This window comes from Enterobacter mori LMG 25706 (genome assembly GCF_000211415.1).
Lineage (GTDB): Bacteria > Pseudomonadota > Gammaproteobacteria > Enterobacterales > Enterobacteriaceae > Enterobacter > Enterobacter mori.
The window spans coordinates 518,539-541,702 of the sequence record NZ_GL890780.1; the positions used below are offsets into that span (position 1 = coordinate 518,539).

24 protein-coding genes and 1 riboswitch are annotated in these 23,164 nt (G+C 57.6%); of the genes, 16 read left to right on the forward strand and 8 right to left on the reverse strand.

Going from position 1 to position 23,164, the window contains the following annotated elements; all coding sequences use genetic code 11:
* The first annotated feature begins 8 nt into the window (after window positions 1-8).
* On the forward strand, window positions 9-743 hold the full coding sequence (locus tag ENTMO_RS0120665; RefSeq protein ID WP_010435666.1) for a fimbrial biogenesis chaperone: 735 nt from the start codon (window positions 9-11) through the stop codon (window positions 741-743).
* A 2-nt stretch (window positions 744-745) separates the two neighbouring features.
* Complete coding sequence (locus ENTMO_RS0120670) at window positions 746-1,807, forward strand: fimbrial protein (RefSeq protein ID WP_010435667.1); 1,062 nt, start codon at window positions 746-748, stop codon at window positions 1,805-1,807.
* 57 nt (window positions 1,808-1,864) lie between these two features.
* Here the strand turns inward: ENTMO_RS0120670 and ribB are convergent, their stop codons facing one another.
* Complete coding sequence (ribB, locus tag ENTMO_RS0120675) at window positions 1,865-2,518, reverse strand: 3,4-dihydroxy-2-butanone-4-phosphate synthase (protein ID WP_010435670.1); 654 nt, start codon at window positions 2,516-2,518, stop codon at window positions 1,865-1,867.
* A gap of 106 nt (window positions 2,519-2,624) precedes the next feature.
* Window positions 2,625-2,775, reverse strand: a riboswitch (FMN riboswitch).
* Window positions 2,776-2,896: 121 nt separating this feature from the next.
* Between ribB and ubiK the strand changes: the two genes are divergently transcribed.
* Entirely contained in the window at window positions 2,897-3,193 is a 297-nt protein-coding gene (ubiK, locus tag ENTMO_RS0120680) for a ubiquinone biosynthesis accessory factor UbiK (RefSeq protein ID WP_010435673.1), read from the forward strand.
* A gap of 77 nt (window positions 3,194-3,270) precedes the next feature.
* On the opposite strand, the gene hldE is transcribed toward ubiK, so the two are convergent.
* Genes hldE through ENTMO_RS0120695 form a run of 3 tightly spaced genes read right to left on the reverse strand, consistent with a single transcriptional unit; the run spans window position 3,271 to window position 8,920 of the window.
* Window positions 3,271-4,701 (reverse strand): bifunctional D-glycero-beta-D-manno-heptose-7-phosphate kinase/D-glycero-beta-D-manno-heptose 1-phosphate adenylyltransferase HldE, encoded by a 1,431-nt coding sequence (gene hldE / locus ENTMO_RS0120685; RefSeq protein ID WP_010435676.1) that lies wholly within the window; start codon window positions 4,699-4,701, stop codon window positions 3,271-3,273.
* Window positions 4,702-4,741: 40 nt separating this feature from the next.
* Window positions 4,742-7,597: a bifunctional [glutamate--ammonia ligase]-adenylyl-L-tyrosine phosphorylase/[glutamate--ammonia-ligase] adenylyltransferase gene (glnE, locus tag ENTMO_RS0120690; protein WP_010435679.1), complete on the reverse strand. Its 2,856-nt coding sequence runs from the start codon at window positions 7,595-7,597 to the stop codon at window positions 4,742-4,744.
* Between the two features lie 21 nt (window positions 7,598-7,618).
* Window positions 7,619-8,920 carry a CYTH domain-containing protein gene (locus ENTMO_RS0120695; protein WP_010435683.1) on the reverse strand — a complete coding sequence of 434 codons (1,302 nt, stop codon included), beginning with the start codon at window positions 8,918-8,920 and terminating at the stop codon, window positions 7,619-7,621.
* A 237-nt stretch (window positions 8,921-9,157) separates the two neighbouring features.
* On the opposite strand from ENTMO_RS0120695, the gene ENTMO_RS0120700 reads away from it, so the two are divergent.
* Together ENTMO_RS0120700 and ENTMO_RS0120705 are read left to right on the forward strand one after the other, a co-directional pair.
* Complete coding sequence (locus tag ENTMO_RS0120700; protein WP_010435686.1) at window positions 9,158-9,778, forward strand: TIGR04211 family SH3 domain-containing protein; 621 nt, start codon at window positions 9,158-9,160, stop codon at window positions 9,776-9,778.
* A 60-nt stretch (window positions 9,779-9,838) separates the two neighbouring features.
* A complete protein-coding gene (locus tag ENTMO_RS0120705; RefSeq protein ID WP_010435689.1) occupies window positions 9,839-11,080 on the forward strand; it encodes a multifunctional CCA addition/repair protein in 1,242 nt (413 codons plus the stop codon).
* A gap of 13 nt (window positions 11,081-11,093) precedes the next feature.
* Here ENTMO_RS0120705 and bacA read toward each other — a convergent pair whose 3' ends face one another.
* Both bacA and folB read right to left on the reverse strand, forming a co-directional pair.
* Window positions 11,094-11,915 carry an undecaprenyl-diphosphate phosphatase gene (gene bacA / locus ENTMO_RS0120710; protein ID WP_010435693.1) on the reverse strand — a complete coding sequence of 274 codons (822 nt, stop codon included), beginning with the start codon at window positions 11,913-11,915 and terminating at the stop codon, window positions 11,094-11,096.
* Window positions 11,916-12,021: 106 nt separating this feature from the next.
* Entirely contained in the window at window positions 12,022-12,390 is a 369-nt protein-coding gene (folB, locus tag ENTMO_RS0120715) for a bifunctional dihydroneopterin aldolase/7,8-dihydroneopterin epimerase (RefSeq protein WP_010435695.1), read from the reverse strand.
* 107 nt (window positions 12,391-12,497) lie between these two features.
* Here folB and plsY point away from each other — a divergent pair, with 107 nt between their 5' ends.
* The gene (gene plsY / locus ENTMO_RS0120720) at window positions 12,498-13,112 is read left to right on the forward strand and encodes a glycerol-3-phosphate 1-O-acyltransferase PlsY (protein ID WP_010435699.1); all 615 of its coding nucleotides are present in this window, start codon (window positions 12,498-12,500) and stop codon (window positions 13,110-13,112) included.
* Window positions 13,113-13,205: 93 nt separating this feature from the next.
* Window positions 13,206-14,672 carry an MFS transporter gene (locus tag ENTMO_RS0120725; protein WP_010435703.1) on the forward strand — a complete coding sequence of 489 codons (1,467 nt, stop codon included), beginning with the start codon at window positions 13,206-13,208 and terminating at the stop codon, window positions 14,670-14,672.
* A gap of 40 nt (window positions 14,673-14,712) precedes the next feature.
* Here the strand turns inward: ENTMO_RS0120725 and ENTMO_RS0120730 are convergent, their stop codons facing one another.
* A complete protein-coding gene (locus ENTMO_RS0120730) occupies window positions 14,713-15,135 on the reverse strand; it encodes a MarR family winged helix-turn-helix transcriptional regulator (protein WP_010435708.1) in 423 nt (140 codons plus the stop codon).
* 144 nt (window positions 15,136-15,279) lie between these two features.
* Here ENTMO_RS0120730 and ENTMO_RS0120735 point away from each other — a divergent pair, with 144 nt between their 5' ends.
* The 9 genes from ENTMO_RS0120735 (at window position 15,280) to ureG (ending at window position 21,920) form a co-directional block, all read left to right on the forward strand.
* On the forward strand, window positions 15,280-16,293 hold the full coding sequence (locus tag ENTMO_RS0120735; protein WP_010435710.1) for an alpha/beta hydrolase: 1,014 nt from the start codon (window positions 15,280-15,282) through the stop codon (window positions 16,291-16,293).
* Window positions 16,294-16,440: 147 nt separating this feature from the next.
* The gene (locus ENTMO_RS0120740) at window positions 16,441-17,268 is read left to right on the forward strand and encodes an urease accessory protein UreD (RefSeq protein ID WP_010435714.1); all 828 of its coding nucleotides are present in this window, start codon (window positions 16,441-16,443) and stop codon (window positions 17,266-17,268) included.
* 10 nt (window positions 17,269-17,278) lie between these two features.
* Complete coding sequence (locus ENTMO_RS0120745) at window positions 17,279-17,581, forward strand: urease subunit gamma (protein WP_010435717.1); 303 nt, start codon at window positions 17,279-17,281, stop codon at window positions 17,579-17,581.
* Window positions 17,582-17,591: 10 nt separating this feature from the next.
* On the forward strand, window positions 17,592-17,906 hold the full coding sequence (locus ENTMO_RS0120750; RefSeq protein WP_010435720.1) for an urease subunit beta: 315 nt from the start codon (window positions 17,592-17,594) through the stop codon (window positions 17,904-17,906).
* Window positions 17,899-19,602 carry an urease subunit alpha gene (ureC, locus tag ENTMO_RS0120755; RefSeq protein WP_010435722.1) on the forward strand — a complete coding sequence of 568 codons (1,704 nt, stop codon included), beginning with the start codon at window positions 17,899-17,901 and terminating at the stop codon, window positions 19,600-19,602. The genes ENTMO_RS0120750 and ureC overlap by 8 nt, the downstream gene beginning before the upstream one ends.
* 9 nt (window positions 19,603-19,611) lie before the next feature.
* On the forward strand, window positions 19,612-20,070 hold the full coding sequence (gene ureE / locus ENTMO_RS0120760; protein WP_010435725.1) for an urease accessory protein UreE: 459 nt from the start codon (window positions 19,612-19,614) through the stop codon (window positions 20,068-20,070).
* Window positions 20,071-20,079: 9 nt separating this feature from the next.
* A complete protein-coding gene (locus ENTMO_RS0120765) occupies window positions 20,080-20,619 on the forward strand; it encodes a HupE/UreJ family protein (protein WP_010435726.1) in 540 nt (179 codons plus the stop codon).
* Window positions 20,619-21,293 carry an urease accessory protein UreF gene (locus ENTMO_RS0120770; protein ID WP_010435729.1) on the forward strand — a complete coding sequence of 225 codons (675 nt, stop codon included), beginning with the start codon at window positions 20,619-20,621 and terminating at the stop codon, window positions 21,291-21,293. The genes ENTMO_RS0120765 and ENTMO_RS0120770 overlap by 1 nt, the downstream gene beginning before the upstream one ends.
* 9 nt (window positions 21,294-21,302) lie before the next feature.
* Window positions 21,303-21,920 carry an urease accessory protein UreG gene (gene ureG / locus ENTMO_RS0120775; protein WP_010435731.1) on the forward strand — a complete coding sequence of 206 codons (618 nt, stop codon included), beginning with the start codon at window positions 21,303-21,305 and terminating at the stop codon, window positions 21,918-21,920.
* Between the two features lie 72 nt (window positions 21,921-21,992).
* Here ureG and tsaD read toward each other — a convergent pair whose 3' ends face one another.
* On the reverse strand, window positions 21,993-23,006 hold the full coding sequence (gene tsaD, locus ENTMO_RS0120780; protein ID WP_010435734.1) for a tRNA (adenosine(37)-N6)-threonylcarbamoyltransferase complex transferase subunit TsaD: 1,014 nt from the start codon (window positions 23,004-23,006) through the stop codon (window positions 21,993-21,995).
* Window positions 23,007-23,164: the final 158 nt, after the last annotated feature.

Here is a 23,164-nt window from a genome sequence, read left to right on the forward strand (position 1 = left end):
ATGAAACAATGAACATACCGTTAATTTCAAAAGGACTTTTCTGTCTTCTGGGCGCGTGCAGTTCTGCATACGCCACCGTATCCCCAGACAGAACGCGCATCATTTTCAACGCCTCCGCGAAAAGCGTATCGGTCAGGTTGACGAACCAGAGTAAAACCGCCCCCTATCTGGCTCAGTCGTGGATAGAGGATAAAGCGGGAAAGAAAACACGCGAGTTTATCTCCCCTATTCCGCCCCTGTTGCGTATTGAGCCTGACGAACAGGCGCAGGTGCGCCTGATGGCACAGCAAAAGCTCAGCCAGCTTCCGGCCGATCGTGAGTCGCTGTTTTATTACAACATGCGGGAAATACCTCCCAAAGCCGAGCAGAAGAACGTGATGCAAATCGCCATGCAAAGCCGCCTTAAGTTGTTCTGGCGACCAAAAGCCATTGAGCTGAAAGAGGGGCAGTTTGTGCCACTGGATAAGGTGGTCATATCCCGCGTCTCCGGCACCCTGCAGTTCAAAAACAGCAGCCCGTATTACATTACCGTCGGCTATATCGGCCTGAATGGGAAAACCTTATTGCCGGGTGCGGAGAGCGTCATGATAGAGCCGTTCGGTCAGGCCAGCCAACCGTTGGCTAATCTGCCCGCTGATTTCCAAATTGGCTATATCGGCGATTATGGTGGCCTGGAAATGTTTAAGGTGAGCTGCAACACAGTGCAAACCACCTGCCAAAGCAAGCCGGTGAAAAAGGGATAATAATGAAAAATATCTACCTCGCCATGATCGTGATTTGTTGTATGTTTTCGTCCTCTGCATGGGCACTAAATTGCTATAAAGATAGTTCTGGCGGTGCAAGCCTGGTCACGACAACACTTCCGGCTTTCACCGTACCGGCCAATGCGCCGCCTGGGCAGAAAATCTGGGAAAGCGGCGATTTGCTCGTGACTGTGTATTGCGATAGCGCTACGCGCGATCACACTAAACCAGTCGACCAGGATCCCTGGAGTGAAAACATTTATGCCTATATCCTGGACAGCTTTCATAACACCGATAGCCTGATGACCAACAACCCTTACCTGGCGTTTGGTGTGACCTATAACGGTGTTGACCATGATATTCCTGATATCAAAATTGATACCGGCGCCTGTCTTGACCGGAGCGATGACCAGTGGCACAAATATAGCGAAGCGGCCTGCAATGGCACCACCATTCAGAAATGTGTCACTTTTACCGTGCGTTTTCGACTCTATGTGAAGTTAAAAGCGGTACCAAAAGAGCAGTTTGACTTCACTTTTCCTTCGGTTACCGTACTTACCTTTGATGGTGTCGGAGGGATAAATGTCATGCCCAGTGCAAAAAACCTGCATTACGATATTACCGGGCTTTCAAATATTCATTTCCTGGACTGCGGTGTAGATATTCGAATCTACCCTGAAAACCAGATCGTGGACTTTGGGCAGTTTACGGAGAGCGCGGTTAGCACCAGAGCGCTCACTTCACCGTTTAGCATATCGACAATCCGGGATGCGACTGCAGGCTGCTCAGAACAATTTGACGTAACGACCAGCTTTTATACTACCGATACACTCTATGATGATACGCATCTGGACATGGGAAATGGTTTACTCATGCGCCTCATTGATAAAACCAACGGCGATGTGACCTACAATCAGTATCTTCCTTTTGCAACCTATCACCCAGATGATACGGAGAGCACCCTCACGCATGACTACACGGCTGAACTCACTCGCAAACCCGGGGAAGCCGTTGCTGTCGGGCCATTCAGCAAAGACATTATTGTAAAAGTTAACTACCAGTAGCCACACCAGCCAGAAACAAAAAAGCCGGGTTTCCCCGGCTTTTTCACATCAGCAATCTCAGCTGGCTTTGCGCTCGTGCGCCTGACGATACTCGACCAGATCTTCAATCGTCACCACCGGCATATTGTGCAGACGCGCAAAGGTGATGCACTCCGGCGCGCGCGCCATGGTGCCATCATCGTTGGTCAGTTCACACAGCACACCCGCAGGTTTGAAGCCTGCCAGGGTCACCAGGTCGATAGTCGCTTCGGTGTGACCGCCGCGGGTCAAAACGCCGCCCGCCTGCGCACGCAGTGGGAAGACGTGGCCTGGACGATGCAGATCGGATGGCTTCGCACCGTCTGCAATCGCTGCACGTACGGTGGTCAGACGGTCAGCCGCAGACACACCGGTGGTCACGCCATGCGCCGCTTCAATGGTCACGGTAAAACCGGTACCAAAGGCGCTGGTGTTGTTTTCGACCATCATCGGCAGCTCGAGCTGCTTACGACGATCTTCGGTAATACACAGGCATACGATGCCGCTGCCATGACGGATGGTCAGCGCCATCTGTTCAACGGTCATGTTTTCGGCGGCGAAAATCATGTCGCCTTCGTTTTCACGGTTTTCATCGTCAAGCACCATCACACCGCGGCCTTCGCGCAGTGCATCCAGTGCATGTTCAACACGTTGAGTTGAAGTGCCAAAAGAGGAAAGTAGCGTCTGATTCATGGTAAAAAAACCTCATTAACATTATGGTTACCAGAATCAGGGCAGTCTTAGGAGCGCCGTATAAGCGGCAAAAAGATAACGTGAGCGGGCCCATGCCCGACTGGATCGTTACTCTCTCCCATCCGGACTCTAACCGTCGGCCCCGGAATTACACCGGATCTGCTGACCTTTGAGTATTTACCCAAAGCGCTCGCGGGCTTTCAGCGTTAAGCTGATTTACCGCCGGTGGGGAATTTCGCCCCGCCCTGAGAATAAGCGAGATAACTATAACGCTATTGATTAACCTGGGCAATGCATAAGCTTCAAACAAATCTGCTTTATCCTGGAGCATGACGCGCTACAATGTTCATCAACACCGTTTTATCAAGGGAAGCCACTATGATTGACCCGAAGAAAATTGAGCAAATTGCGCGTCAGGTTCACGAGTCCATGCCAAAAGGCATTCGTGAATTTGGTGATGATGTTGAGAAGAAAATCCGCCAGACGCTGCAGGCGCAGTTAGTTCGCCTTGATTTAGTGAGCCGCGAAGAATTCGACGTGCAGACGCAGGTTCTGCTGCGCACCCGCGAAAAGCTGGCGCTGCTGGAACAGCGTTTGACCGAGCTGGAAAACCGCAATATCCCGGAAGAAGTGAAGCCGGCACCGGCGATTCCGCCGGTGGATGACCAGGAGTAAGTGCGGCCTGATGCCCTCACCCCAGCCCTCTCCCACAGGGAGAGGGTGAAAAAAAAACGGGCCAAATGGCCCGTTTTTTACTGACTGTCTTTCTGGATCTTCTTAATGATGTTGGTGGTTGAACACCCGTCCTCAAAGTTGAGCACCATCACTTCACCGCCGTTGGCCCAGACCTCTTCGCTCCCCGCGATTTGCTCAGGTTTGTAATCCCCGCCTTTCACCAGCAGATCTGGCAGAATACCTGCAATCAGGCGCTGCGGCGTGTCCTCTTCAAACGACACCACCCAGTCCACGGCTTCCAGCGCGCCGAGCACGATCATACGCTGCTCCAGCGGGTTCACCGGACGCGTTTCACCCTTCAGGCGTTTCGTCGACGCATCGCTGTTGACCGCCACAATCAGGCGATCGCCCAGCTTGCGTGCATTCGCCAGATACGAAACGTGGCCCGCGTGCAGGATGTCGAACACGCCGTTGGTCATCACCACTTTTTCACCACGCTTACGCGCCGCGGCAACGGCCACCTTCAGCTCATCTTCACTCATGACGCCAAAACCGGTATCGGCACGACCGCGCACGGCGTTTTCCAGCTCGATAGGCGAAACGGTAGACGTCCCGAGCTTACCGACCACCACGCCCGCCGCCGCGTTCGCAAAGTAGCACGCTTCTTCGAGGGAATTACCCGCCGCCAGCGTCGCCGCCAGGACACCAATCACCGTATCACCGGCACCGGTTACGTCGTACACTTCTTGTGCCTGGGTTGGCATATGCAGCGGCGCTTTGCCCGGCTGCAGCAGCGTCATTCCCTGCTCGGAGCGGGTCACCAGCAGCGCGGACAGCTCGAAATCTGCAATGATCTTCATGCCGCGCTCAACCAGCTCTTCCTCGGTTTTGCACTTGCCCGCCACCGCCTCAAACTCGGAGAGGTTTGGCGTCAGCAGCGTCGCGCCGCGATAACGCTCAAAATCGGTTCCTTTCGGGTCGATCAGCACCGGCACGTTGGCTTTACGCGCCAGCTTAATCATCGTCTGTACGCTTGCCAGCGCACCTTTCGCATAGTCGGACAGCACCAGCGCGCCAATATTGTCCAGCGCCTGGTTGATACGCTCGTGCAGCGGCTCAGGATCGACGCCCTCAAAACCTTCTTCAAAGTCGAGGCGGATCAGTTGCTGGTTGCGTGACAGCACGCGCAGCTTGGTGATGGTCGGGTGGGTCGGAACAGAAACGAAATCGCACTTCACGTTCACGTCCGCCAGCGACTTGCTCAGCGCGCGCGCCGCATCGTCGATGCCGGTCAGGCCCACCAGACGCGAATGCGCGCCCAAAGAGGCAATGTTCATCGCCACGTTTGCCGCGCCGCCGGGACGCTCTTCAATGGTGTCGACCTTAACCACCGGTACCGGTGCTTCCGGAGAGATGCGGCTGGTCGGGCCGTACCAGTAGCGATCCAGCATCACATCCCCAACAACCATTACCCCAGCACGTTCAAACTCTGGCAGTGTTACTTTCATTCCTGACTCCAGAAAGATTCACAATTTGCGCGCGATAATATCACACTTGATTTGTTACGCACGGTTCCACCAGCCACTTCTGCCAGCTGGCCGTTACCTGAGCGCGTTCAGCGATGAAACAGTCCAGCGCCACGTGCCCCGGCTGCTCCTGCAAGGCCAGGTGATGCAGCTCGTCGCGCAGCGTGGTGTAGGCGCGGGTTAAGGCCTGCGCCTCCTGCTCGTCCATAATGTCGTTTTGCGCCAATAGTTCCAGAATGCGCACGTTATCCGACCAGCGCGTCAGCTTCGGCTTGTCGTGCGCGTGCAGCAGCACCAGATACTGGGTAATAAACTCAATATCGGTAATCCCGCCCTCATCGGCTTTAATATCAAAGCGATCGCGATGCTTATTGCCTAAGTGCGCACGCATTTTCTCGCGCATTTCGCGCACTTCGGTCTGCAACGTACTGCCGTCACGCGGGGTGGTCATGACCTCCTTGCGGATGACGTCAAACTGCGTTTTTAGCTGCGGATCGCCATACACCACGCGTGCGCGCACCAGCGCCTGATGCTCCCACGTCCAGGCTTCATTCTTCTGGTAATCGGCGAAGGACTCCGTCGAAGTGACCAGCATGCCCGCCGCGCCGGACGGGCGCAGACGGGCATCCACTTCATACAAAATGCCCGACGAGGTGCGGGTGCTGAACAGGTGCATGATGCGCTGCGCCAGACGCAGGTAGAACTGGCGCCCGTCAATTTCACGCTCGCCGTCGGTCATCACGTCAACCGGGCAATCATGCAGGAAAATCAGATCGAGATCAGAACTGTATCCCAGCTCCCAGCCGCCAAGCTTACCGTAGCCCACCACCGCGAAGCCGCGACCCTCACGGTCGGCCAGGTGTTTCGGCTGGCCGTAGCGCGCCACCATCTGCATCCACGCCTGATGCACCACCGCGTCGATTATCGCTTCCGCAAGCCAGGTTAAGTGATCGCTCACTTTCATCACCGGCAGCGTTCCGGCGATATCCGCCGCCGCCACGCGCAGCATCTGCGCCTGCTTAAACTGGCGCAGCGCCTCAAGCTGTTGCTCTTCATCTTCTTCCGGCACGCGCAGCAGATACTGTCGCAGCTCGTCGCGATAGGCATCCGTCGCCGTGGGCTGATACAGCGTGTTCGGGTCGAGCAGTTCATCCAGCAGCAGCGGGTAACGTGCCAGCTTGTTCGCCACCATCGGCGACGCGGCACAGAGGGAAATCAGATGCTTGAGCGCCCCCGGAAACTCGCTCAGGAGCTCCAGATAGGTGGTACGCGTGATAATCCCGCTCAGCAGCGGCATCATGCGCGACAGCGGCACCGGCGCGTCCGCCCGCGAGCAGACCTCGCTCAGCAGGTGCGGCATCAGGTGATCCAGCACCTGACGACCGCGCGGGCCAATGGCGCGTTTGTTCAGCTCAAGACGGAAATCCGCGATTAGCGCCACCACGCGATGACGGGCATCGTCACTCAGGTGCGCCAGCACGGGGGTCGTGTCATCTTCCTGAAGCGCGTCCTGCCACAGCTCCCGCCAGTGCTCGGAAAGCGCATCGTCCTGCGACTCACTTTCGTCATCACCAATCAGGTCGTTAAAGATGCGGCGCACGCCTGCCATATGGGCGTCCAGCCGTTCGGTCAGCGTCGACCAGTCTTCCACGCGCATGCCCCAGGCCAGACGCGCCCGGTTCAGGTCGTCGCCCGGCAGAGTCTGGGTCTGTTCGTCGTTGATGCTTTGCAGCAGATTTTCCAGACGGCGCAGGAACAGATAGGCCTCGCGCAGGGTTTTCGCGTCGCCTTCCGGCAGCAGGTGCAGCTGCTCGATGGCGCTCAGCGTCGGCAACAGCGAGCGGGACTGGAGCGATGGCTCGCGCCCGCCGCGAATAAGCTGGAAGACCTGCACGATAAATTCAATTTCGCGAATGCCACCCGCGCCGAGCTTGATGTTGTCCTTCAGACCGCGACGGCGCACCTCACGGGCGATCATCCCTTTCATATTACGCAGGGACTGGATCACGCTGAAGTCGATATAGCGACGGAACACGAACGGGCGCAGCATGGCGCGCAGCTCGTTGGCGTAAGCGTCGTCGCTGTCGCCCATGATCCGCGCTTTGACCATCGCATAGCGCTCCCAGTCGCGCCCCTGCTCCTGGTAGTAATCTTCCAGCGCGGCAAAGCTCAGCACCAGCGGGCCGCTGTCGCCAAACGGACGCAGACGCATGTCCACGCGGTAGACAAAACCGTCCTGCGTGGGCTGGTCCAGCGCCTTAATCAGACGCTGGCCGAGACGGGTAAAGAACTGGGCGTTGTCCAGTTCGCGACGGCCGCCGCGCGTGGAGCCATTCTCGGGCCAGGCAAAAATCAGGTCGATGTCGGAGGAGAAGTTCAGCTCGCAGCCGCCGAGCTTGCCCATTCCCAAAATCAACAGCGGCTGAGGAACCCCTTCCTCGCTACATGGCGTACCCCACTCTTTACAGCAGGCGGCGTAGAGCCAGTCGCGCGCGGCGACAATCAGCGTTTGCGCCAGCTCGCTTAGCTGCTGCAAGGTGCTCTCTTCGCTTACCAGCTCCAGCGACTGCGCCCAGGCGATACGCACCATGACCCGACGTCGGAACTGGCGCAGCACGCGCATCAGCGTCGCTTCATCCGCTACGTCTTCGAGTGTGGTTTGCAGCCAGCCAGCATAATGCCGCCACTCGTCCGCCTGTGGCGGTGCGTTCTCAAGCTCTGCCAGCCAGTCCGGGTTGGCGGCGATACTTTCCTGCACAAAATCACTGAAGGCGAGCACGCTCTTTGCCTGCTCGCTTAACGATGAGGCCGGTAATGACTCGGGCAGACGTTCGCAAACGGTCTGCCACTGCTGCTGTAATTGCGAAGAAAGCGGCATTATTGGGGTTCCTTGCCAGAGTTAACGTTTTCCGCTGTGCAGCCAGAACGGCTCCTGCGAAATGGCCTCGTTACGGAAATGCTCAATCTCAATATGCTGGCGGGTTTCAATGGCGTGTTTCAGCCCCTGCCAGTTTTCCAGCCAGGCCTGCGCCTTCACGCCGTCATAGGCACCGGACAGCAGCACCATGCTGTCGATATTACGCGAAAGGCGGGGAAGCTGATCGCCATACTGATCGCCCAGCGGATAGGCAAACGTGGTCTTCAGTTCAGCGGCATGGCGGGAAAGATGAATATCCGCGAAACGTTTGAAGTTTTCCGCGATTTTGGTTTGCGCTTTTGCATCCAGGAAAGTACGCCAGCCTCGCGTCACCAGAAACTCGGTCAGCGCCAGTTTTGCCGTGGCGGTTTGCGGGCTGTAGATCGCCGTTTGCGCGGATACGTCCGAGAGCATCAGCGCTTCGGTTTGCGTCAGCAGATCGCGTAAGTGAGCACTTGCTTTGCGAGGAACGATACCGCCGAACAACGCAAGGGTATGACGCACCAGGGCAATAGCCGCCAGCACGTGGGATTTCGCGTTTTTCACATTACGCACCCACAGCTCTTCGTGGTACTGCCACTGGGAAAGCGCCAGCTCCAGCGCGGCTTCCAGACCCTGTTCTACGCTGGCTTTCGGCGCAACGTGCAAAATGGTCGTCTCTTTCAGCACGCGCGGCGCATTCCCCGCCGCCAGGTGGTAGCCGCGCGCAGCTTTGCTCAGGCTTCCCTGACGCAGTCCAGACTGGTTCACCAGCTTGCGCGCCAGCTTCAGCACGTCATTGGCGTCACCTTCCAGCAGTTCAAGCTCCAGTTCGCAAATCGGTTCCTGGAACGCCCCCGCCTTCACCTCGCCCAGATCGAGGGCGATTTCAATGCGGCTTTTGCCTTCCGTCACCAGCCATTTCTCGCGCCAGAAATCGGTGCTGAACAGCGGCTGTACTTCTGCGGATAAGGTTGCCGGGAGTTTGCCTTCCGGCCAGACCTCAGCCGGAAAACGTTCAAGCTCAAGTTCTGGCTTACTGATGTCGATATTATATTCCGGGCGCTGGTGCAAACCGCCCACCACGCGACCGGCAATTTTCATCGTCATCTCGTAGCGCCCGCTCGCGCCACGGATGCGCAGGCCCATATCGTGACGACGCAGCCAGTTATCCGGCGTTTCGTAATAGATATTAAGCAGTTGTACCGGTTCATGGTGTTCGCCGGAAAGCGTGTGCAGATGCTGACGGAGTGCGTCAACGCTGTCTTTTTCGACGATAAACTTTAATTCGATTTCTTGTGCCATAGCCTTGTACTTTTGCCTGCGTCACAGACGCGTCGATGAAGGCGAACTTCCTCGCCATTTGTTTGTCAGTACATAGTATTTTGCGCCAAATTACCACGCAATGAGCAATTTGACGGGCGTAAAAGTTTGAAGAGGTGGAAATCACGACACAGATGATTCCGATTGATGACGAATCCTTTGCGTAGAGACACTGATACCACTACTATCGTTCCACTATTTATGAAAATAACGACTGATATGCTTAAATTACGCCTGATTGGACTTACTTTACTCGCTTTTAGCGCCGCAACCGCGGTCCACGCTGAAGAGAAGCGTTACGTTTCTGATGAACTGAACACCTGGGTACGCAGTGGCCCTGGGGACAATTATCGCCTCGTGGGCACGGTAAATGCCGGCGAGGAAGTGGTTCTGTTACAAACCAATGCAGACACCAACTACGGTCAGGTACGCGACAGCTCCGGTCGCACCTCCTGGATCCCGCTGAAAGAGCTGAGCAACGTGCCAAGCCTGCGCACCCGCGTGCCGGACCTGGAAAACCAGGTGAAAACCCTGACCGATAAGCTGACCAACATCGATAACACCTGGAACCAGCGCACGGCAGAAATGCAGCAGAAAGTGGCCCAGAGCGATGGTGTGATAAACGGTTTGAAGGAAGAGAACCAGAAGCTGAAAAACGAGCTGATTGTCGCGCAGAAGAAAGTGAATGCCGCCAACCTGCAGCTTGATGATAAACAGCGCACCATCATCATGCAGTGGTTCATGTATGGCGGCGGCGTGCTGGGCGTCGGTCTGGTGCTGGGTCTGGTGCTGCCAATGCTGATCCCAAGCCGTAAGCGCAAAGACCGCTGGATGAACTAACTCGTCTTCTCTGCCACACTTACGTATTATCTTGCGAAAAGAGAAAACGGGAGCGTTGGTGTGAAGAGTTATCTGGTCGGTGGTGCGGTACGTGATGCGTTGTTAGGTCTGCCGGTCAAAGATAAAGACTGGGTGGTGGTGGGTGCCACCCCCGAAGAGATGCTCGACGCGGGCTACCAGCAGGTAGGCCGCGATTTTCCCGTTTTTCTTCATCCTAAAAGCCGTGAAGAGTACGCCCTGGCGCGTACCGAACGAAAATCCGGCTCTGGCTATACCGGTTTTACCTGCTACGCCGCCCCGGATGTGACGCTGGAGCAGGATCTGCTGCGCCGCGATCTCACCATCAACGCCCTTGCGCAGGACGAGCACGGCCAGATCATTGATGCCTACGGCGGTCAGGACGATCTGCGCGACCGTCTTTTACGTCACGTTTCCCCGGCTTTTTCTGAAGATCCGCTCCGTGTGCTGCGCGTAGCGCGTTTCGCCGCGCGTTATGCGCATCTCAGTTTCCGTATCGCTGATGAAACCATGGCGCTGATGACCGCGATGACCGAAGCGGGCGAACTGGAACACCTGACGCCAGAACGCGTCTGGAAAGAGACGGAAAACGCCCTCACGACCCGCAACCCGCAGGTCTTTTTCCAGGTGCTGCGCGACTGTGGCGCGCTGAAAGTGCTGTTCCCGGAAATCGACGTGCTGTTTGGCGTCCCCGCCCCGGCGAAATGGCACCCGGAAATTGATACCGGTATTCATACCCTGATGACGCTCAGCATGGCCGCCATGCTCAGCCCGGACGTGGACGTGCGTTTTTCCACTCTGTGCCACGATCTCGGCAAAGGGTTAACGCCGAAGGAGTTCTGGCCGCGCCATCACGGACACGGTCCGGCAGGCGTGAAGCTGGTCGACGGCATTTGCCAGCGGCTGCGCGTGCCAAATGAGATCCGCGACCTGGCAAAACTGGTGGCAGAGTTCCACGATCTCATCCATACCTTCCCGATCCTGAAACCGGCCACCATCGTTAAGCTGTTCGATAATATCGACGCCTGGCGTAAACCCCAGCGCGTGGAGCAGATCGCCCTGACCAGCGAAGCCGACGTGCGCGGTCGCACCGGGTTTGAGGCATGCGATTACCCACAAGGCCGTTTGCTGCGCGAAGCCTGGGACGTGGCGAAAGCCGTCCCCACGAAAGATGTTGTTGAAGCAGGATTCAAAGGACCGGAAATTCGGGAAGAGTTGACGAAACGCAGGACAGAAGCCGTTGCGGCATGGAAGGAAAAGCGTTGCCCTCAGCCAAAAGACTGAGGGCCGTTGGTCATCAGAAGAAGACCACGTACACCGCAGCCGCGACGATAAAGCGGTAGATCGCGAACGGAATGAACGAGATACGCTTGATCAGCTGCAGGAAGGTTTTGATGGCGATCAGCGCCACGATGAAGGCGGTGATGAAGCCCACGGCGAACATCGGAATGTCGCCAGCCGTCAGGAAGTGATAGCTCTTATAGACGTCGAGTACGGTGGCGCCCATCATCATCGGCACCGCCAGCAGGAATGAAAATTCCGACGCGGCATAACGGCTCACCCCCATCAGCATGCCACCAGAAATGGTCGCCCCTGAACGCGAGAAGCCCGGCCACAGCGCCAGACACTGGAAGCAACCAATGATAAACGCCTGACGGTAGGTCATATCATCCAGACCTTCCGCACGCGGGGTTTTAGGTTTCAGCACTTCTGCTGCAATCAGCAGGAAACCGCCGACCACCAGCGCATACATCACGTTAATCGGGTTAAACAGCGATTTGATGGTGTCGTGGAATACCAGCCCCAGCACGACCGCAGGGACCATGCCGAGCAGAATGTGAATCAGCGTCAGACGGCCCTTGCCTTCCCCTTCACGCTGCGGCAAACGTCCAAAGTGAATGCCGATCAGGCCAAACAGACGACGCCAGAACATCACCACAACCGCCAGAATAGAACCCAGCTGAATCACCACTTCGAACGTCTTTGCGGTATCGCCCTCAAAGCCCAGCAGGTGGCCGACGATAATCATATGGCCCGTACTGGAAACCGGCAAAAACTCCGTCAATCCTTCGACCACACCCAGTATTGCCGCCACCAGCAGCGAGTGCATATCGCTCATCTATAAACCCCTAAAAAGATATAAAAAAACGGTGTCCCACGTGGACAACCGTGAAAGATACAGCTTTATGACCGGTATAACCTAAAATGGTTTAGCGATTATGACGTTAAATCTTTGCTTTCAGATTATTGCCACGCTCGATAATCACGCCTACGTTGGCAGCGCGCGCTACCGCCCCCGGTTTGCTTAACTTGATGCGTACCCATGGCGAGTTAAATTTGGTCAGCAGTAGCTCCGCCACCTCTTCCGCCACGCGTTCCACCAGCGCAAAACGCTGCCCTTCCACATGGTTGATGACCGTTTCACTGATGTCGGCATAGCTCAGACAGTCCTTCACGTCGTCACTTTTTGCCGACGCGCGGTTATCCCAGCCCATTTCGATATCGAACACCAACTTCTGCTCGATGGTCTGTTCCCAGTCGTAAACACCAATAGTGGTGATTACCGAAAGTTGCTCTATAAATACAATATCCATCACGACCTGCCTGCTTTTTGGCTAAACCGGATACCACTTCCGGCGAATTATGCGTATTATCCACAGATGCTGAGAATACAGATACATTTTCAAAACGGAACAGCGTTATGAGTGCAATCGCGCCTGGAATGATTATCCTCGCCTACCTTTGCGGCTCAATCTCCAGCGCCATTCTGGTCTGCCGCATCGCCGGGTTGCCTGACCCACGCGAAAGTGGTTCCGGGAATCCGGGGGCGACCAATGTACTACGAATTGGCGGCAAGGGAGCAGCCGTAGCGGTTTTGATTTTTGATGTTCTGAAAGGGATGCTACCCGTCTGGGGCGCGTATGCGCTGGGCGTCACGCCGTTCTGGCTCGGTCTTATCGCCATCGCCGCCTGCGTCGGCCATATCTGGCCCGTTTTCTTTGGTTTTAAAGGCGGAAAAGGCGTTGCGACGGCCTTCGGTGCGATTGCACCTATCGGCTGGGATCTCACCGGCGTAATGGCCGGGACCTGGCTGCTCACCATTCTTCTGAGCGGCTACTCGTCGCTGGGTGCGATCGTCAGCGCGCTGATTGCCCCGTTCTACGTCTGGTGGTTTAAACCCCAGTTCACCTTCCCGGTGTCGATGCTCTCCTGCCTGATCCTGCTGCGCCATCACGACAATATTCAGCGCCTGTGGCGTCGTCAGGAAACCAAGATCTGGACGAAGCTCAAGCGTAAGAAGAAAGACGCTAAATAAAGCGTTCGTTATGCCTTATAACCAAATGTGATTTTGGTCACCTTCTGCCTGTGGTAACTGTTAGAGACACAACACAACCACACAAAAAGAAAAATGGCAGAAATCACAGATACAACTCCCCTTTCAACGGCAGGAAGCACCCCGGATGGCGACATCAAGTGGGTGCGCAGCGCATCGGACGTTTCACGTCTGGTTAACGACGGCTCCCAGGGCCGGGCCAACGCCCGTATCGTGGTCGGTATCGCGCTGGGCGGTATTTTCCTCGACGCCTACGATCTCGGCGCGCTGGCCTTTGGCATCAAGGACATTACCCGCGAATTCAATTTAACCCCTGCTGGCACCGGCATGGTGGCATCGGCCATTACCTTTGGTGCCATCGTCGGGGCACTGCTCGGCGGCTATCTCACGGATAAAATCGGGCGCTACCGCGTGTTTATGGCCGATATGGTCTTCTTCGTCGTCGCCGCTATCGCCTGTGCGCTGGCTCCGAACGAATATGTGCTGGCAGGCGCGCGCTTTGTGATGGGGCTCGGCGTGGGGATCGACCTTCCCGTGGCGATGGCGTTTCTCAGCGAGTTCGCCAGACTGAAAGGTCCGGGAAACAAAGCTTCCAGCGTCGCGATGTGGTGCCCTACCTGGTATGCGGCCATCAGTATCTCCTACCTGTTGGTGCTCTTCTTCTACGCCGTGCTGCCGCAAAGCCACAGCGACTGGCTCTGGCGCCTGATCCTTGGCTTTGGCGCGGTGCCCGCGCTGGTGATTATCGCCATTCGCAGCCGTTACATGAGCGAGTCTCCGGTCTGGGCGGCGAATCAAGGCAACCTGAAAGAGGCGGCATCCATTTTGCGGCAGTCGTACAACATCAACGCCCACGTGCCGCAGGATGCCCTTGACCAGCCCGCGCCGGTGGTTAACAAGGCAAAATGGTCGAACTACCTCAACCTGTTCCGGGGCATTTATCTGCGGCGTACCACCCTCGCCACGCTGCTGTCGGTGGTCTCCTCGTTTGCCTATAACGCCGTGGCCTTTGGCCTGCCGGTGATTATTTCAAGCTTCTTCGTACAGTCGATGCTCACCACCATTTTGATCTCGCTGGTGCTTAACCTGCTGTTTGCGTTTGTTGGCGGATTACTGGCGGTGCGCTATGTTCCACGCTTCGGCGCGTGGCGGATGTCGCTCGCGGGCTATGCCTGCCAACTTGTGGCGCTCCTCGGGCTGGCGCTGATAGGCCGACCGGAAGGTGCCTCTGAAGGGGTGCTTGCTGTTTCGATGCTGGCACTATTCCTGTTCGGTCAGGGCTTTGGCCCAGGTGCGCATACCATGACGTTTGCGTCATTGAGCTACCCGACCTCGCTGCGCGGCGTGGGCGTGGGTCTCAACCAGACGCTGATGCGCAGCAGCTCGACGCTGTCGCTATTCCTGTTCCCGCTGCTGGTTGCTTCGCTGGATACCGCCGTGTTCTGGGTGATTGCGCTGGCACCGTTTATCGGCCTGGCGTCTCTGCTGGCGATCCGCTGGGAGCCGTCCGGGTATGATGTGGATGCGGAGGATTATCGGTAACGACAGGTCACTTCGGTGGGTTCCTCCCACCGAAGGGCACTTATAAATCGTCCAGCAGAGTTCGGGAGAGTTTTTTTAGCATCTCAAGCTCATCATCATTCATCCGCATGCTGCAACGCATCTGGTCCGGCAGCGCCATCACCTGTTTTTTCAGTGCGTTAGCTTTTTCTGTCAGAACGACATTTTTCATCCTTTCATCCCCCACAACCGCGATACGGTTGAGAAATCCTTTAGCCTCAAGCTTTTGTACAAGCGGGGTCAATGTGCCCGAATCAAAAAACGTCTTATCGCTGAGATCGCGAAGTGGGATGTTGTCTTTCTCATAAAGCGCCATCAACACAACGAATTGCGGATAGGTCAGATCCATCTCCTGCAGTAAGGGGCGATACTGGCGAACGAACGCATTGGTAACCGAGTAGAGCGAGAAGCAAAGTAAATCATCTAGCGTTTTGTTTTCTTTCATTTTTCTATCAACCCCGAATCTGTTGTCTAAAAAAATTATAAATAACGTTTGACTAAAAGTATCTTGCGCGCAAGTATTATACCAACAATTAAGTAGCGCACTACTTAGTTATCTTATTCCATCAAACACATTTAAGGTATCGTCATGAAAACATTAACCGCCATCCTGGTTTCTTCCGTCTTCGCGTCAGCCGCAGCGTCCGCTCAAATCACCAATACCCCTACCCCGACCGCAGGCGTACAGGCATTTCTCAATGTTTTGAATTCTGGCAAGGGTAAACCAATGGAACAGATGACCCCTCAGGAAGCCCGCCAGGTACTGATCGGCGCGCAGCAAGGCGCAAAACTGCCGCCCGCTCAGGTTTCTGAAAAAACGATCCAGGTTAATGGCCAGGCGATCAAACTGAAAATAGTGAAACCTGAAAACGCCAGCGGCACGCTCCCGGCATTTATGTTCTTCCACGGCGGCGGCTGGGTGCTGGGTGATTTCCCAACCCACGAACGCTTGATCCGCGATCTCGTTCGCGCGTCGGGTGCCGCAGCGGTTTACGTTGATTACACGCCGTCACCTGAGGCCCATTTCCCGGTAGCCATTAATCAGGCCTATGAAGCGACAAAATGGGTAGCCGGGCACGGTCAGGAAATTGGTGTGGACGGTAGCCGTCTGGGTCTGGTCGGTAACAGCGTGGGCGGCAATATGGTGGCTTCCGTGGCGCTGCAGGCAAAACAATTTAATGGGCCAAAAATTCGCTACAACGTCATGCTCTGGCCTGTGACCGATGCGAATTTTGATACTGCCTCGTATAACCAGTTCGAGAACGGCTATTTCCTGTCGAAAAACATGATGAAATGGTTCTGGGACAACTACACCACCAACGCAGCCGATCGCAACAATATCCTTGCCTCTCCGCTTCGCGCCAGCGCCGCGCAGTTGAAAGGCTTCCCCGAGACGCTGATTCAGACAGCAGAGCTTGACGTTCTGCGGGATGAAGGTGAGGCATTCGGGCGTAAGCTGGATGCGGCTGGCGTCCCGGTGACCGTCACGCGCTATAACGGCATGATCCACGATTACGGTCTGCTCAATCCACTGAGCGAAGAGCCTACGGTCAAGGTTGCCCTGGAGCAGGCTGGCGCAGCGCTGCATGAGCACCTGAAATAACGGCATCGCGATGTTTGTCAGACAGCACGCCTCCCGGGCGTGCTTTTTTGTTCGTCTTAACCGCCATCCATAAGCGACTCATATGACAGCCTTCATTTCCGCCAGGGCATACTGAAACGACCCCGATGATGAGCAGATGGATGCAGCATGTTAGCAGCTCAGGTCACTGATAATTCATACAAAGGCTGGCAAGCATCGCTTGCCCTGCAGTTTTGTCACACCCCTGAGAAAACCCTCCTGTACTCCGCTCATCACCTCGGGCCGCTCACCGTCCAGCGTCCGTTTTACCCCGAAGGGGAAACCTGCCACCTTTATCTGCTTCACCCGCCCGGCGGGATTGTGGGCGGCGATACGCTGGACATTTCCGTTCGACTGAACGCCAAAAGCCATGCGCTTATCACCATGCCCGGCGCCAGCAAGTTCTATCGCAGCAGCGGCCCGCAGGCCCGTCTGAGCCAGCACTTCTATCTCGATGAAGACGCCACCCTGGAATGGCTGCCGCAGGACACCATTATTTTTCCCGGTGCGCATGCCGCGCTGCGCTCCGTCTTCCACCTGAAGGCCTCCAGCACGCTGCTGGCGTGGGAGCTGTACTGCCTGGGCCGCCCGGTGATAAACGAAACCTTCAGCCACGGCACGCTGGAGAGCCGTCTTGAGGTGTGGGTAGATGACGAGCCCCGCCTGATTGAGCGCCAGCATCTTAGCGACGGCGATCTCACGCCCGTCGCCGGACATCCGTGGCTCGGCACGCTGCTGTTCTATCCGGCTGTCGATGATCACCTCGACGCGGTGCGCGAGCGGCTCGCGCCACTGGAAAATTATGCCGGGGCAACGCTCACTGATGGCCTGCTGTCGGTGCGTTTTCTCTCCCACGACAACCTGATTTGCCAGCGGGTGATGCGCGATATCTGGCAGTCGCTTCGCCCGCTCCTCACCACCAAACCCGCCTGTTCGCCGCGTATCTGGCAGACATAAGAGAAACGTTATGGAACTGACCCCCAGAGAAAAAGACAAGCTGTTGCTGTTTACCGCCGCGCTGGTTGCCGAACGCCGCCTTGCGCGCGGGGTAAAGCTCAACTACCCGGAATCGGTCGCGCTGATCAGCGCCTTCATTATGGAAGGCGCGCGCGATGGCGAAACCGTCGCCTCGCTGAGGGAGGCGGGCCGCCACGTCCTGAGGCGCGACCAGGTAATGGAAGGCGTCCCGGAGATGATCCCGGATATTCAGGTGGAAGCCACCTTCCCGGACGGCTCCAAGCTCGTCACCGTCCACAATCCAATCGTCTAAGGAGCGCGTGATGATCCCAGGCGAATATCAGATCAAACCGGGCAATATCAGCTTTAACGTCGGGCGAGAAACTCAAAGCGTGGTTGTCGAAAACCACGGCGACAGGCCGATCCAGGTCGGATCGCACTACCACTTTTACGAGGTCAATCCGGCGCTGAAATTCGATCGGGAAGCCACCAGGGGCTATCGACTGAACATCCCGGCGGGCACCGCCGTACGCTTCGAGCCCGGCCAGAAGCGGGAAGTGACGCTGGTGCAGGTCTCGGGTGCGCAGCGAATTTTCGGTTTTCGCGGTGACGTGATGGGAGAGGTGAAACATGGCTGAGATTTCACGCCGGGCGTATGCCGATATGTTCGGCCCCACCACGGGGGATAAAGTGCGGCTGGCCGATAGCGAGCTGTGGATCGAAGTCGAAGACGATCTCACGATCTATGGCGAAGAAGTCAAATTCGGCGGCGGGAAGGTGATCCGCGACGGCATGGGCCAGGGGCAGATGACCGCTGACGCCTGCGTGGATCTGGTTCTCACCAACGCGCTGATCGTCGATCACTGGGGGATCGTGAAAGCCGATATCGGCGTCAAGGACGGGCGGATCTTCGCCGTAGGCAAAGCCGGGAACCCGGACATTCAGCCCGGCGTGACGATCCCGATTGGTGCGGCAACGGAAGTGATTGCCGCCGAGGGGAAGATCGTCACCGCTGGCGGGATCGACACCCACATCCACTGGATCTGCCCGCAGCAGGCGGAAGAGGCGCTGGTTTCCGGCGTCACCACCATGATCGGTGGCGGCACCGGACCGGCGGCGGGCACCAACGCCACCACCTGCACGCCAGGACCGTGGTATATCGCCCGCATGCTGCAGGCTGCCGATACGCTGCCGGTGAATATCGGCCTGCTCGGCAAAGGTAACGGCTCCAACCCGAACGCCCTGCGCGAGCAGATTGCCGCCGGTGCTATCGGGCTGAAAATTCACGAAGACTGGGGCGCGACGCCTGCGGCGATCAACTCCTCGCTGGAGGTCGCTGACGAGATGGATATTCAGGTGGCGTTGCACAGCGACACGCTGAACGAATCCGGTTTTGTCGAAGACACGCTGGCGGCCATCGGCGGGCGAACCATCCACACTTTCCACACCGAAGGGGCGGGCGGCGGCCACGCGCCGGATATTATCACCGCCTGCGCGCACCCGAATATTCTGCCCTCCTCCACCAATCCGACGCTGCCCTACACGGTCAATACCATCGACGAGCATCTCGACATGCTGATGGTCTGCCACCACCTTGACCCGGATATAGCCGAGGACGTGGCGTTTGCCGAGTCGCGCATTCGTCGTGAAACCATCGCCGCTGAAGACGTGCTGCACGACATCGGCGCATTCTCGCTCACCTCGTCAGATTCGCAGGCCATGGGCCGCGTCGGGGAAGTGATTATCCGCACCTGGCAGGTGGCGCACCGCATGAAAGTCCAGCGCGGCGCGCTGCCGGAAGAGACCGGCGAGAACGACAACTTCCGCGTGAAGCGCTACGTCGCCAAATACACCATTAACCCGGCGCTCACCCACGGCATTGCCCACGAAGTCGGTTCGATTGAGGCGGGCAAGCTGGCGGATTTAGTGGTCTGGTCCCCGGCGTTCTTCGGCGTCAAGCCCGCCACCATCGTCAAGGGCGGGATGATTGCCTGCGCGCCGATGGGCGATATCAACGCCTCGATCCCCACGCCGCAGCCTGTGCATTATCGCCCGATGTTTGGCGCGCTGGGTGCCGCGCGCCACGCCACCCGGCTGACGTTTGTCTCGCAGGCCGCCAGTGCCAACGGCATCCCGCAACAACTTAACCTGCAGAGCGCCACGGCGGTGGTGAAAGGCTGCCGGACGGTGAAAAAGGCGGACATGATCCACAACGGCCTGCAGCCGAATATCACCGTCGACTCACAAACCTACGAGGTGCGCGTCGACGGTGAACTGATAACCAGCGAACCGGCTGACGTTCTGCCAATGGCGCAACGCTATTTCCTGTTTTGAGGAGTGATGATGATCTATTTAACCCAACGCCTGGACCATACGCACCCGATTACCGCCAGCGTCACGCTGCCGATTGACGTACGGGTGAAAAGCCGCGCCCGCGTGGCGCTGAACGACGGGCGCGAAGCCGGGCTGATGCTGCCGCGCGGCCTGCTGCTGCGCGGGGGCGACCTGCTGACTACCGACGACGGTATCGAGGTCGTCGAGGTGATCGCCGCCCCGGAGTCGGTTTCCGTGGTGCGCTGCGCCGATCCGTTCCTGCTCGCCCGCGCCTGCTACCACCTGGGCAACCGCCACGTGCCGCTGCAGATCATGCCCGGCGAGCTGCGCTATCACCACGACCACGTTCTCGACGACATGCTGCGCCAGTTCGGGCTGGAAGTGGCCTACGCCAGCCTGCCGTTTGAACCGGAAGCGGGCGCTTACACCAGCGATGCCCACAGCCACTCTCACGCTCATTCACATTAAGGATTCATCATGCGTAAGTATTTACCTCTGCTGCTTCTGGCCTTTTCCATTCCCGCACTCGCCCACCCCGGCCACGGCACCGACAGCTTTCAGGCCGGTTTTCTCCATCCGCTGACCGGGCTCGATCATCTGCTGATGCTGACCGGTGCGGGCGTGCTCTCTGCGCTGAGCGGACGCAAACTCCTGCTGCCGTTTGCCACCCTCGGGATGATGCTTGTCGGTGCGATTGCGGGCAGCCTGCTCGGCGGCTTTAGCGGCATGGAGATGCTGATTATCGCCTCGCTGGCGGTATCCGGCGTGATGATGTTTAAAACTGAAAACCGCCTGCTGCTGGCGGTGCCTGCCCTGGCGATGTTCCACGGCTGGGCGCACGGCGTGGAGATGTCCGGCCACAGCTTCTGGCTCTTCACCAGCGGCTTTATGCTGGCCAGCGCCACGGTGCTGTGCGCCAGCTTTGCCGCGGGGCTGCTGCTGCGTCGTCACGACGGCCTGCGTAAGACCTTCGGCGGCGGGCTGATCGTTTCCGCCCTGCTGGCACTGATGAGCTGATGGATCATTCCCGCCAGTTGCTGCGCCTGATGCAGCTCTCCAGCAGCAGCCTGCCGGTCGGGTCGTTTACCTGGTCGCAGGGGCTGGAGTGGGCCGTTGAGGCGGGCTGGGTCACGGACGCCGACGCCTTTAAACGCTGGCAAACCCAGCAGATGGAGCAGAGCTTTTTCTGCGTCGATCTGCCGCTATTTCTCCGCCTTTATCAGGCCTGTGAGCAACGCGATCTTACACATGCAAAACGCTGGACGGCATACCTTCTCGCCTGCCGGGAAACGCGCGAGCTGCGAGAAGAAGAGCGAAACCGCGGGGCGGCCTTTACGCGACTAATTAAGAGCTGGGAGCCGGATTGTCCGCCCGAATGGCTGCCGCTGTTTATGCAAAGCCAGCTCTGCGGCATGGCCTGGCTCGGCGTGCGCTGGGGTATTGGCGCGCGTGAGCTGGCGCTGAGCCTCGGCTACAGCTGGATGGAGAGCGCGGTGATGGCGGGCGTCAAGCTGGTGCCGTTTGGGCAACAGGCCGCGCAGCAGCTGATTATCGAACTGAGCGACGACTACGCCGCTGGTTTTGAACAGGCATTTTTACGTCGCGACGACGCGCTGGGGGCAGCAACGCCGCTGTCCGCCATCGCCTCCGCGCGCCACGAAACCCAATATTCACGACTATTCCGTTCCTGAGGAGTCAATATGGCTGATTACAAACATCCCCTGCGCGTGGGCGTGGGCGGCCCGGTAGGGTCGGGCAAAACCGCGCTGCTGGAAGCGCTCTGCAAGGCGATGCGCGATACCTATCATCTTGCGGTGGTGACCAACGATATCTACACCAAAGAGGATCAGCGCATCCTGACCGAGGCGGGCGCGCTGGAGCCGGAGCGCATCGTGGGCGTGGAGACAGGCGGCTGTCCGCACACTGCCATCCGCGAAGACGCCTCAATGAACCTGGCGGCGGTGGAAGCGTTAAGCGAGAAGTTCGGCAATCTGGATCTGATCTTCGTTGAAAGCGGCGGCGACAACCTGAGCGCGACCTTCAGCCCGGAGCTTGCGGATCTGACGATTTACGTGATCGACGTGGCCGAAGGGGAAAAAATCCCGCGCAAGGGCGGGCCGGGGATCACCAGGTCCGATTTTCTGGTGATCAACAAAACCGATCTCGCGCCGTACGTGGGGGCATCGCTGGAGGTGATGGAACGCGACACCAACCGCATGCGCGGCGAGCGTCCGTGGACGTTTACCAACCTGAAGGCGGGCGACGGTTTAGCGACGATTATTGCGTTTCTGGAAGAGAAAGGGATGCTGCGGGTGTAGTGTGGGTTATTGCACGTGGGCACATGTGGATGTTGTAGGCCCGGTAAGCGCAGCGCCACCGGGCAAAAAAACTCACGCCTCTGGCAGTTCCGCCAGCGGCCAGCGCGGACGCACGGACACGCTGAGGTCTGACGTTGCGCCCGCATTCAGGCGCACCATCCCGGCGTAAGCGATCATCGCGCCGTTATCGGTACAGAATTCCGGACGCGCATAGAACACTTCTCCGCGACGCTTTTGCATCATCTCGGCGAGCTTCGCGCGCAGCGTGCGGTTAGCGCTCACGCCACCCGCCATCACCAGACGCTTAAAGCCAGTCTGATCCAGCGCGCGCTTGCACTTGATCATCAACGTATCTACCACCGCATCTTCAAACGCACGGGCGATGTCGGCACGCGTCTGCTCGTCGTTATCATTATTGCGGATAGTATTGGCCGCGAAGGTTTTCAGCCCGGAGAAGCTGAAGTCCAGCCCCGGACGGTCGGTCATCGGGCGCGGGAAGACAAAGCGCCCTTCCGTTCCCTGCGACGCCATTTTTGACAGCATCGGGCCACCCGGGTAATCCAGCCCCAGCAGCTTGGCGGTTTTATCGAAGGCTTCACCGGCGGCATCGTCGATCGACTCGCCCAGCAGCTCGTACTTGCCAATGCCCGTTACGCTAATCAGTTGCGTATGACCGCCGGAGACCAGCAGCGCCACAAACGGGAATTCAGGCGGATTCTCTTCCAGCATCGGCGCCAGAAGGTGCCCTTCCATATGGTGAACCGGGATCGCTGGCACATCCCACGCGAACGCCAGCGAACGGCCAACCGTTGCGCCAACCAGCAGCGCGCCAACCAGGCCCGGGCCTGCGGTATACGCCACTGCATCAATCTCTTTTGCCGTTAATCCCGCTTCTTTCAGCGCCGCCTGAATCAGGGGAACCGTTTTACGCACGTGGTCACGAGAGGCCAGTTCAGGTACGACGCCGCCGTAGTCAGCGTGCAATTTCACCTGACTATACAGCTGGTTGGCCAGAAGCCCTTTTTCGTCGTCGTAAATGGCGATGCCGGTTTCATCGCAGGATGTTTCAATACCCAGTACACGCATGACTTGTTTTACCTCGTTTCAATACCGCGCAGTGTAGAGCCTGGGCGGGTTGATGTAAAACTTTGTTCGCCCCAGGAAGAAGGCTCGTGTATACTCCTCACCCTTATTAAAGTCCCTTTCAAAATCGCATCGGTGCTTTACAAAGCAGCAGCATTTGC

Bases quoted from the DNA above. Each gene is read 5' to 3' on its own strand.
- ENTMO_RS0120665 (WP_010435666.1), top strand. From the start codon at position 9: ATGAACATACCGTTAATTTCAAAAGGACTTTTCTGTCTTCTGGGCGCG.
- ENTMO_RS0120670 (WP_010435667.1), top strand. From the start codon at position 746: ATGAAAAATATCTACCTCGCCATGATCGTGATTTGTTGTATGTTTTCG.
- ribB (WP_010435670.1), bottom strand. From the start codon at position 2,518: ATGAATCAGACGCTACTTTCCTCTTTTGGCACTTCAACTCAACGTGTT.
- ubiK (WP_010435673.1), top strand. From the start codon at position 2,897: ATGATTGACCCGAAGAAAATTGAGCAAATTGCGCGTCAGGTTCACGAG.
- hldE (WP_010435676.1), bottom strand. From the start codon at position 4,701: ATGAAAGTAACACTGCCAGAGTTTGAACGTGCTGGGGTAATGGTTGTT.
- glnE (WP_010435679.1), bottom strand. From the start codon at position 7,597: ATGCCGCTTTCTTCGCAATTACAGCAGCAGTGGCAGACCGTTTGCGAA.
- ENTMO_RS0120695 (WP_010435683.1), bottom strand. From the start codon at position 8,920: ATGGCACAAGAAATCGAATTAAAGTTTATCGTCGAAAAAGACAGCGTT.
- ENTMO_RS0120700 (WP_010435686.1), top strand. From the start codon at position 9,158: ATGCTTAAATTACGCCTGATTGGACTTACTTTACTCGCTTTTAGCGCC.
- bacA (WP_010435693.1), bottom strand. From the start codon at position 11,915: ATGAGCGATATGCACTCGCTGCTGGTGGCGGCAATACTGGGTGTGGTC.
- folB (WP_010435695.1), bottom strand. From the start codon at position 12,390: ATGGATATTGTATTTATAGAGCAACTTTCGGTAATCACCACTATTGGT.
- plsY (WP_010435699.1), top strand. From the start codon at position 12,498: ATGAGTGCAATCGCGCCTGGAATGATTATCCTCGCCTACCTTTGCGGC.
- ENTMO_RS0120725 (WP_010435703.1), top strand. From the start codon at position 13,206: ATGGCAGAAATCACAGATACAACTCCCCTTTCAACGGCAGGAAGCACC.
- ENTMO_RS0120730 (WP_010435708.1), bottom strand. From the start codon at position 15,135: ATGAAAGAAAACAAAACGCTAGATGATTTACTTTGCTTCTCGCTCTAC.
- ENTMO_RS0120735 (WP_010435710.1), top strand. From the start codon at position 15,280: ATGAAAACATTAACCGCCATCCTGGTTTCTTCCGTCTTCGCGTCAGCC.
- ENTMO_RS0120740 (WP_010435714.1), top strand. From the start codon at position 16,441: ATGTTAGCAGCTCAGGTCACTGATAATTCATACAAAGGCTGGCAAGCA.
- ENTMO_RS0120745 (WP_010435717.1), top strand. From the start codon at position 17,279: ATGGAACTGACCCCCAGAGAAAAAGACAAGCTGTTGCTGTTTACCGCC.
- ENTMO_RS0120750 (WP_010435720.1), top strand. From the start codon at position 17,592: ATGATCCCAGGCGAATATCAGATCAAACCGGGCAATATCAGCTTTAAC.
- ureC (WP_010435722.1), top strand. From the start codon at position 17,899: ATGGCTGAGATTTCACGCCGGGCGTATGCCGATATGTTCGGCCCCACC.
- ureE (WP_010435725.1), top strand. From the start codon at position 19,612: ATGATCTATTTAACCCAACGCCTGGACCATACGCACCCGATTACCGCC.
- ENTMO_RS0120765 (WP_010435726.1), top strand. From the start codon at position 20,080: ATGCGTAAGTATTTACCTCTGCTGCTTCTGGCCTTTTCCATTCCCGCA.
- ENTMO_RS0120770 (WP_010435729.1), top strand. From the start codon at position 20,619: ATGGATCATTCCCGCCAGTTGCTGCGCCTGATGCAGCTCTCCAGCAGC.
- ureG (WP_010435731.1), top strand. From the start codon at position 21,303: ATGGCTGATTACAAACATCCCCTGCGCGTGGGCGTGGGCGGCCCGGTA.
- tsaD (WP_010435734.1), bottom strand. From the start codon at position 23,006: ATGCGTGTACTGGGTATTGAAACATCCTGCGATGAAACCGGCATCGCC.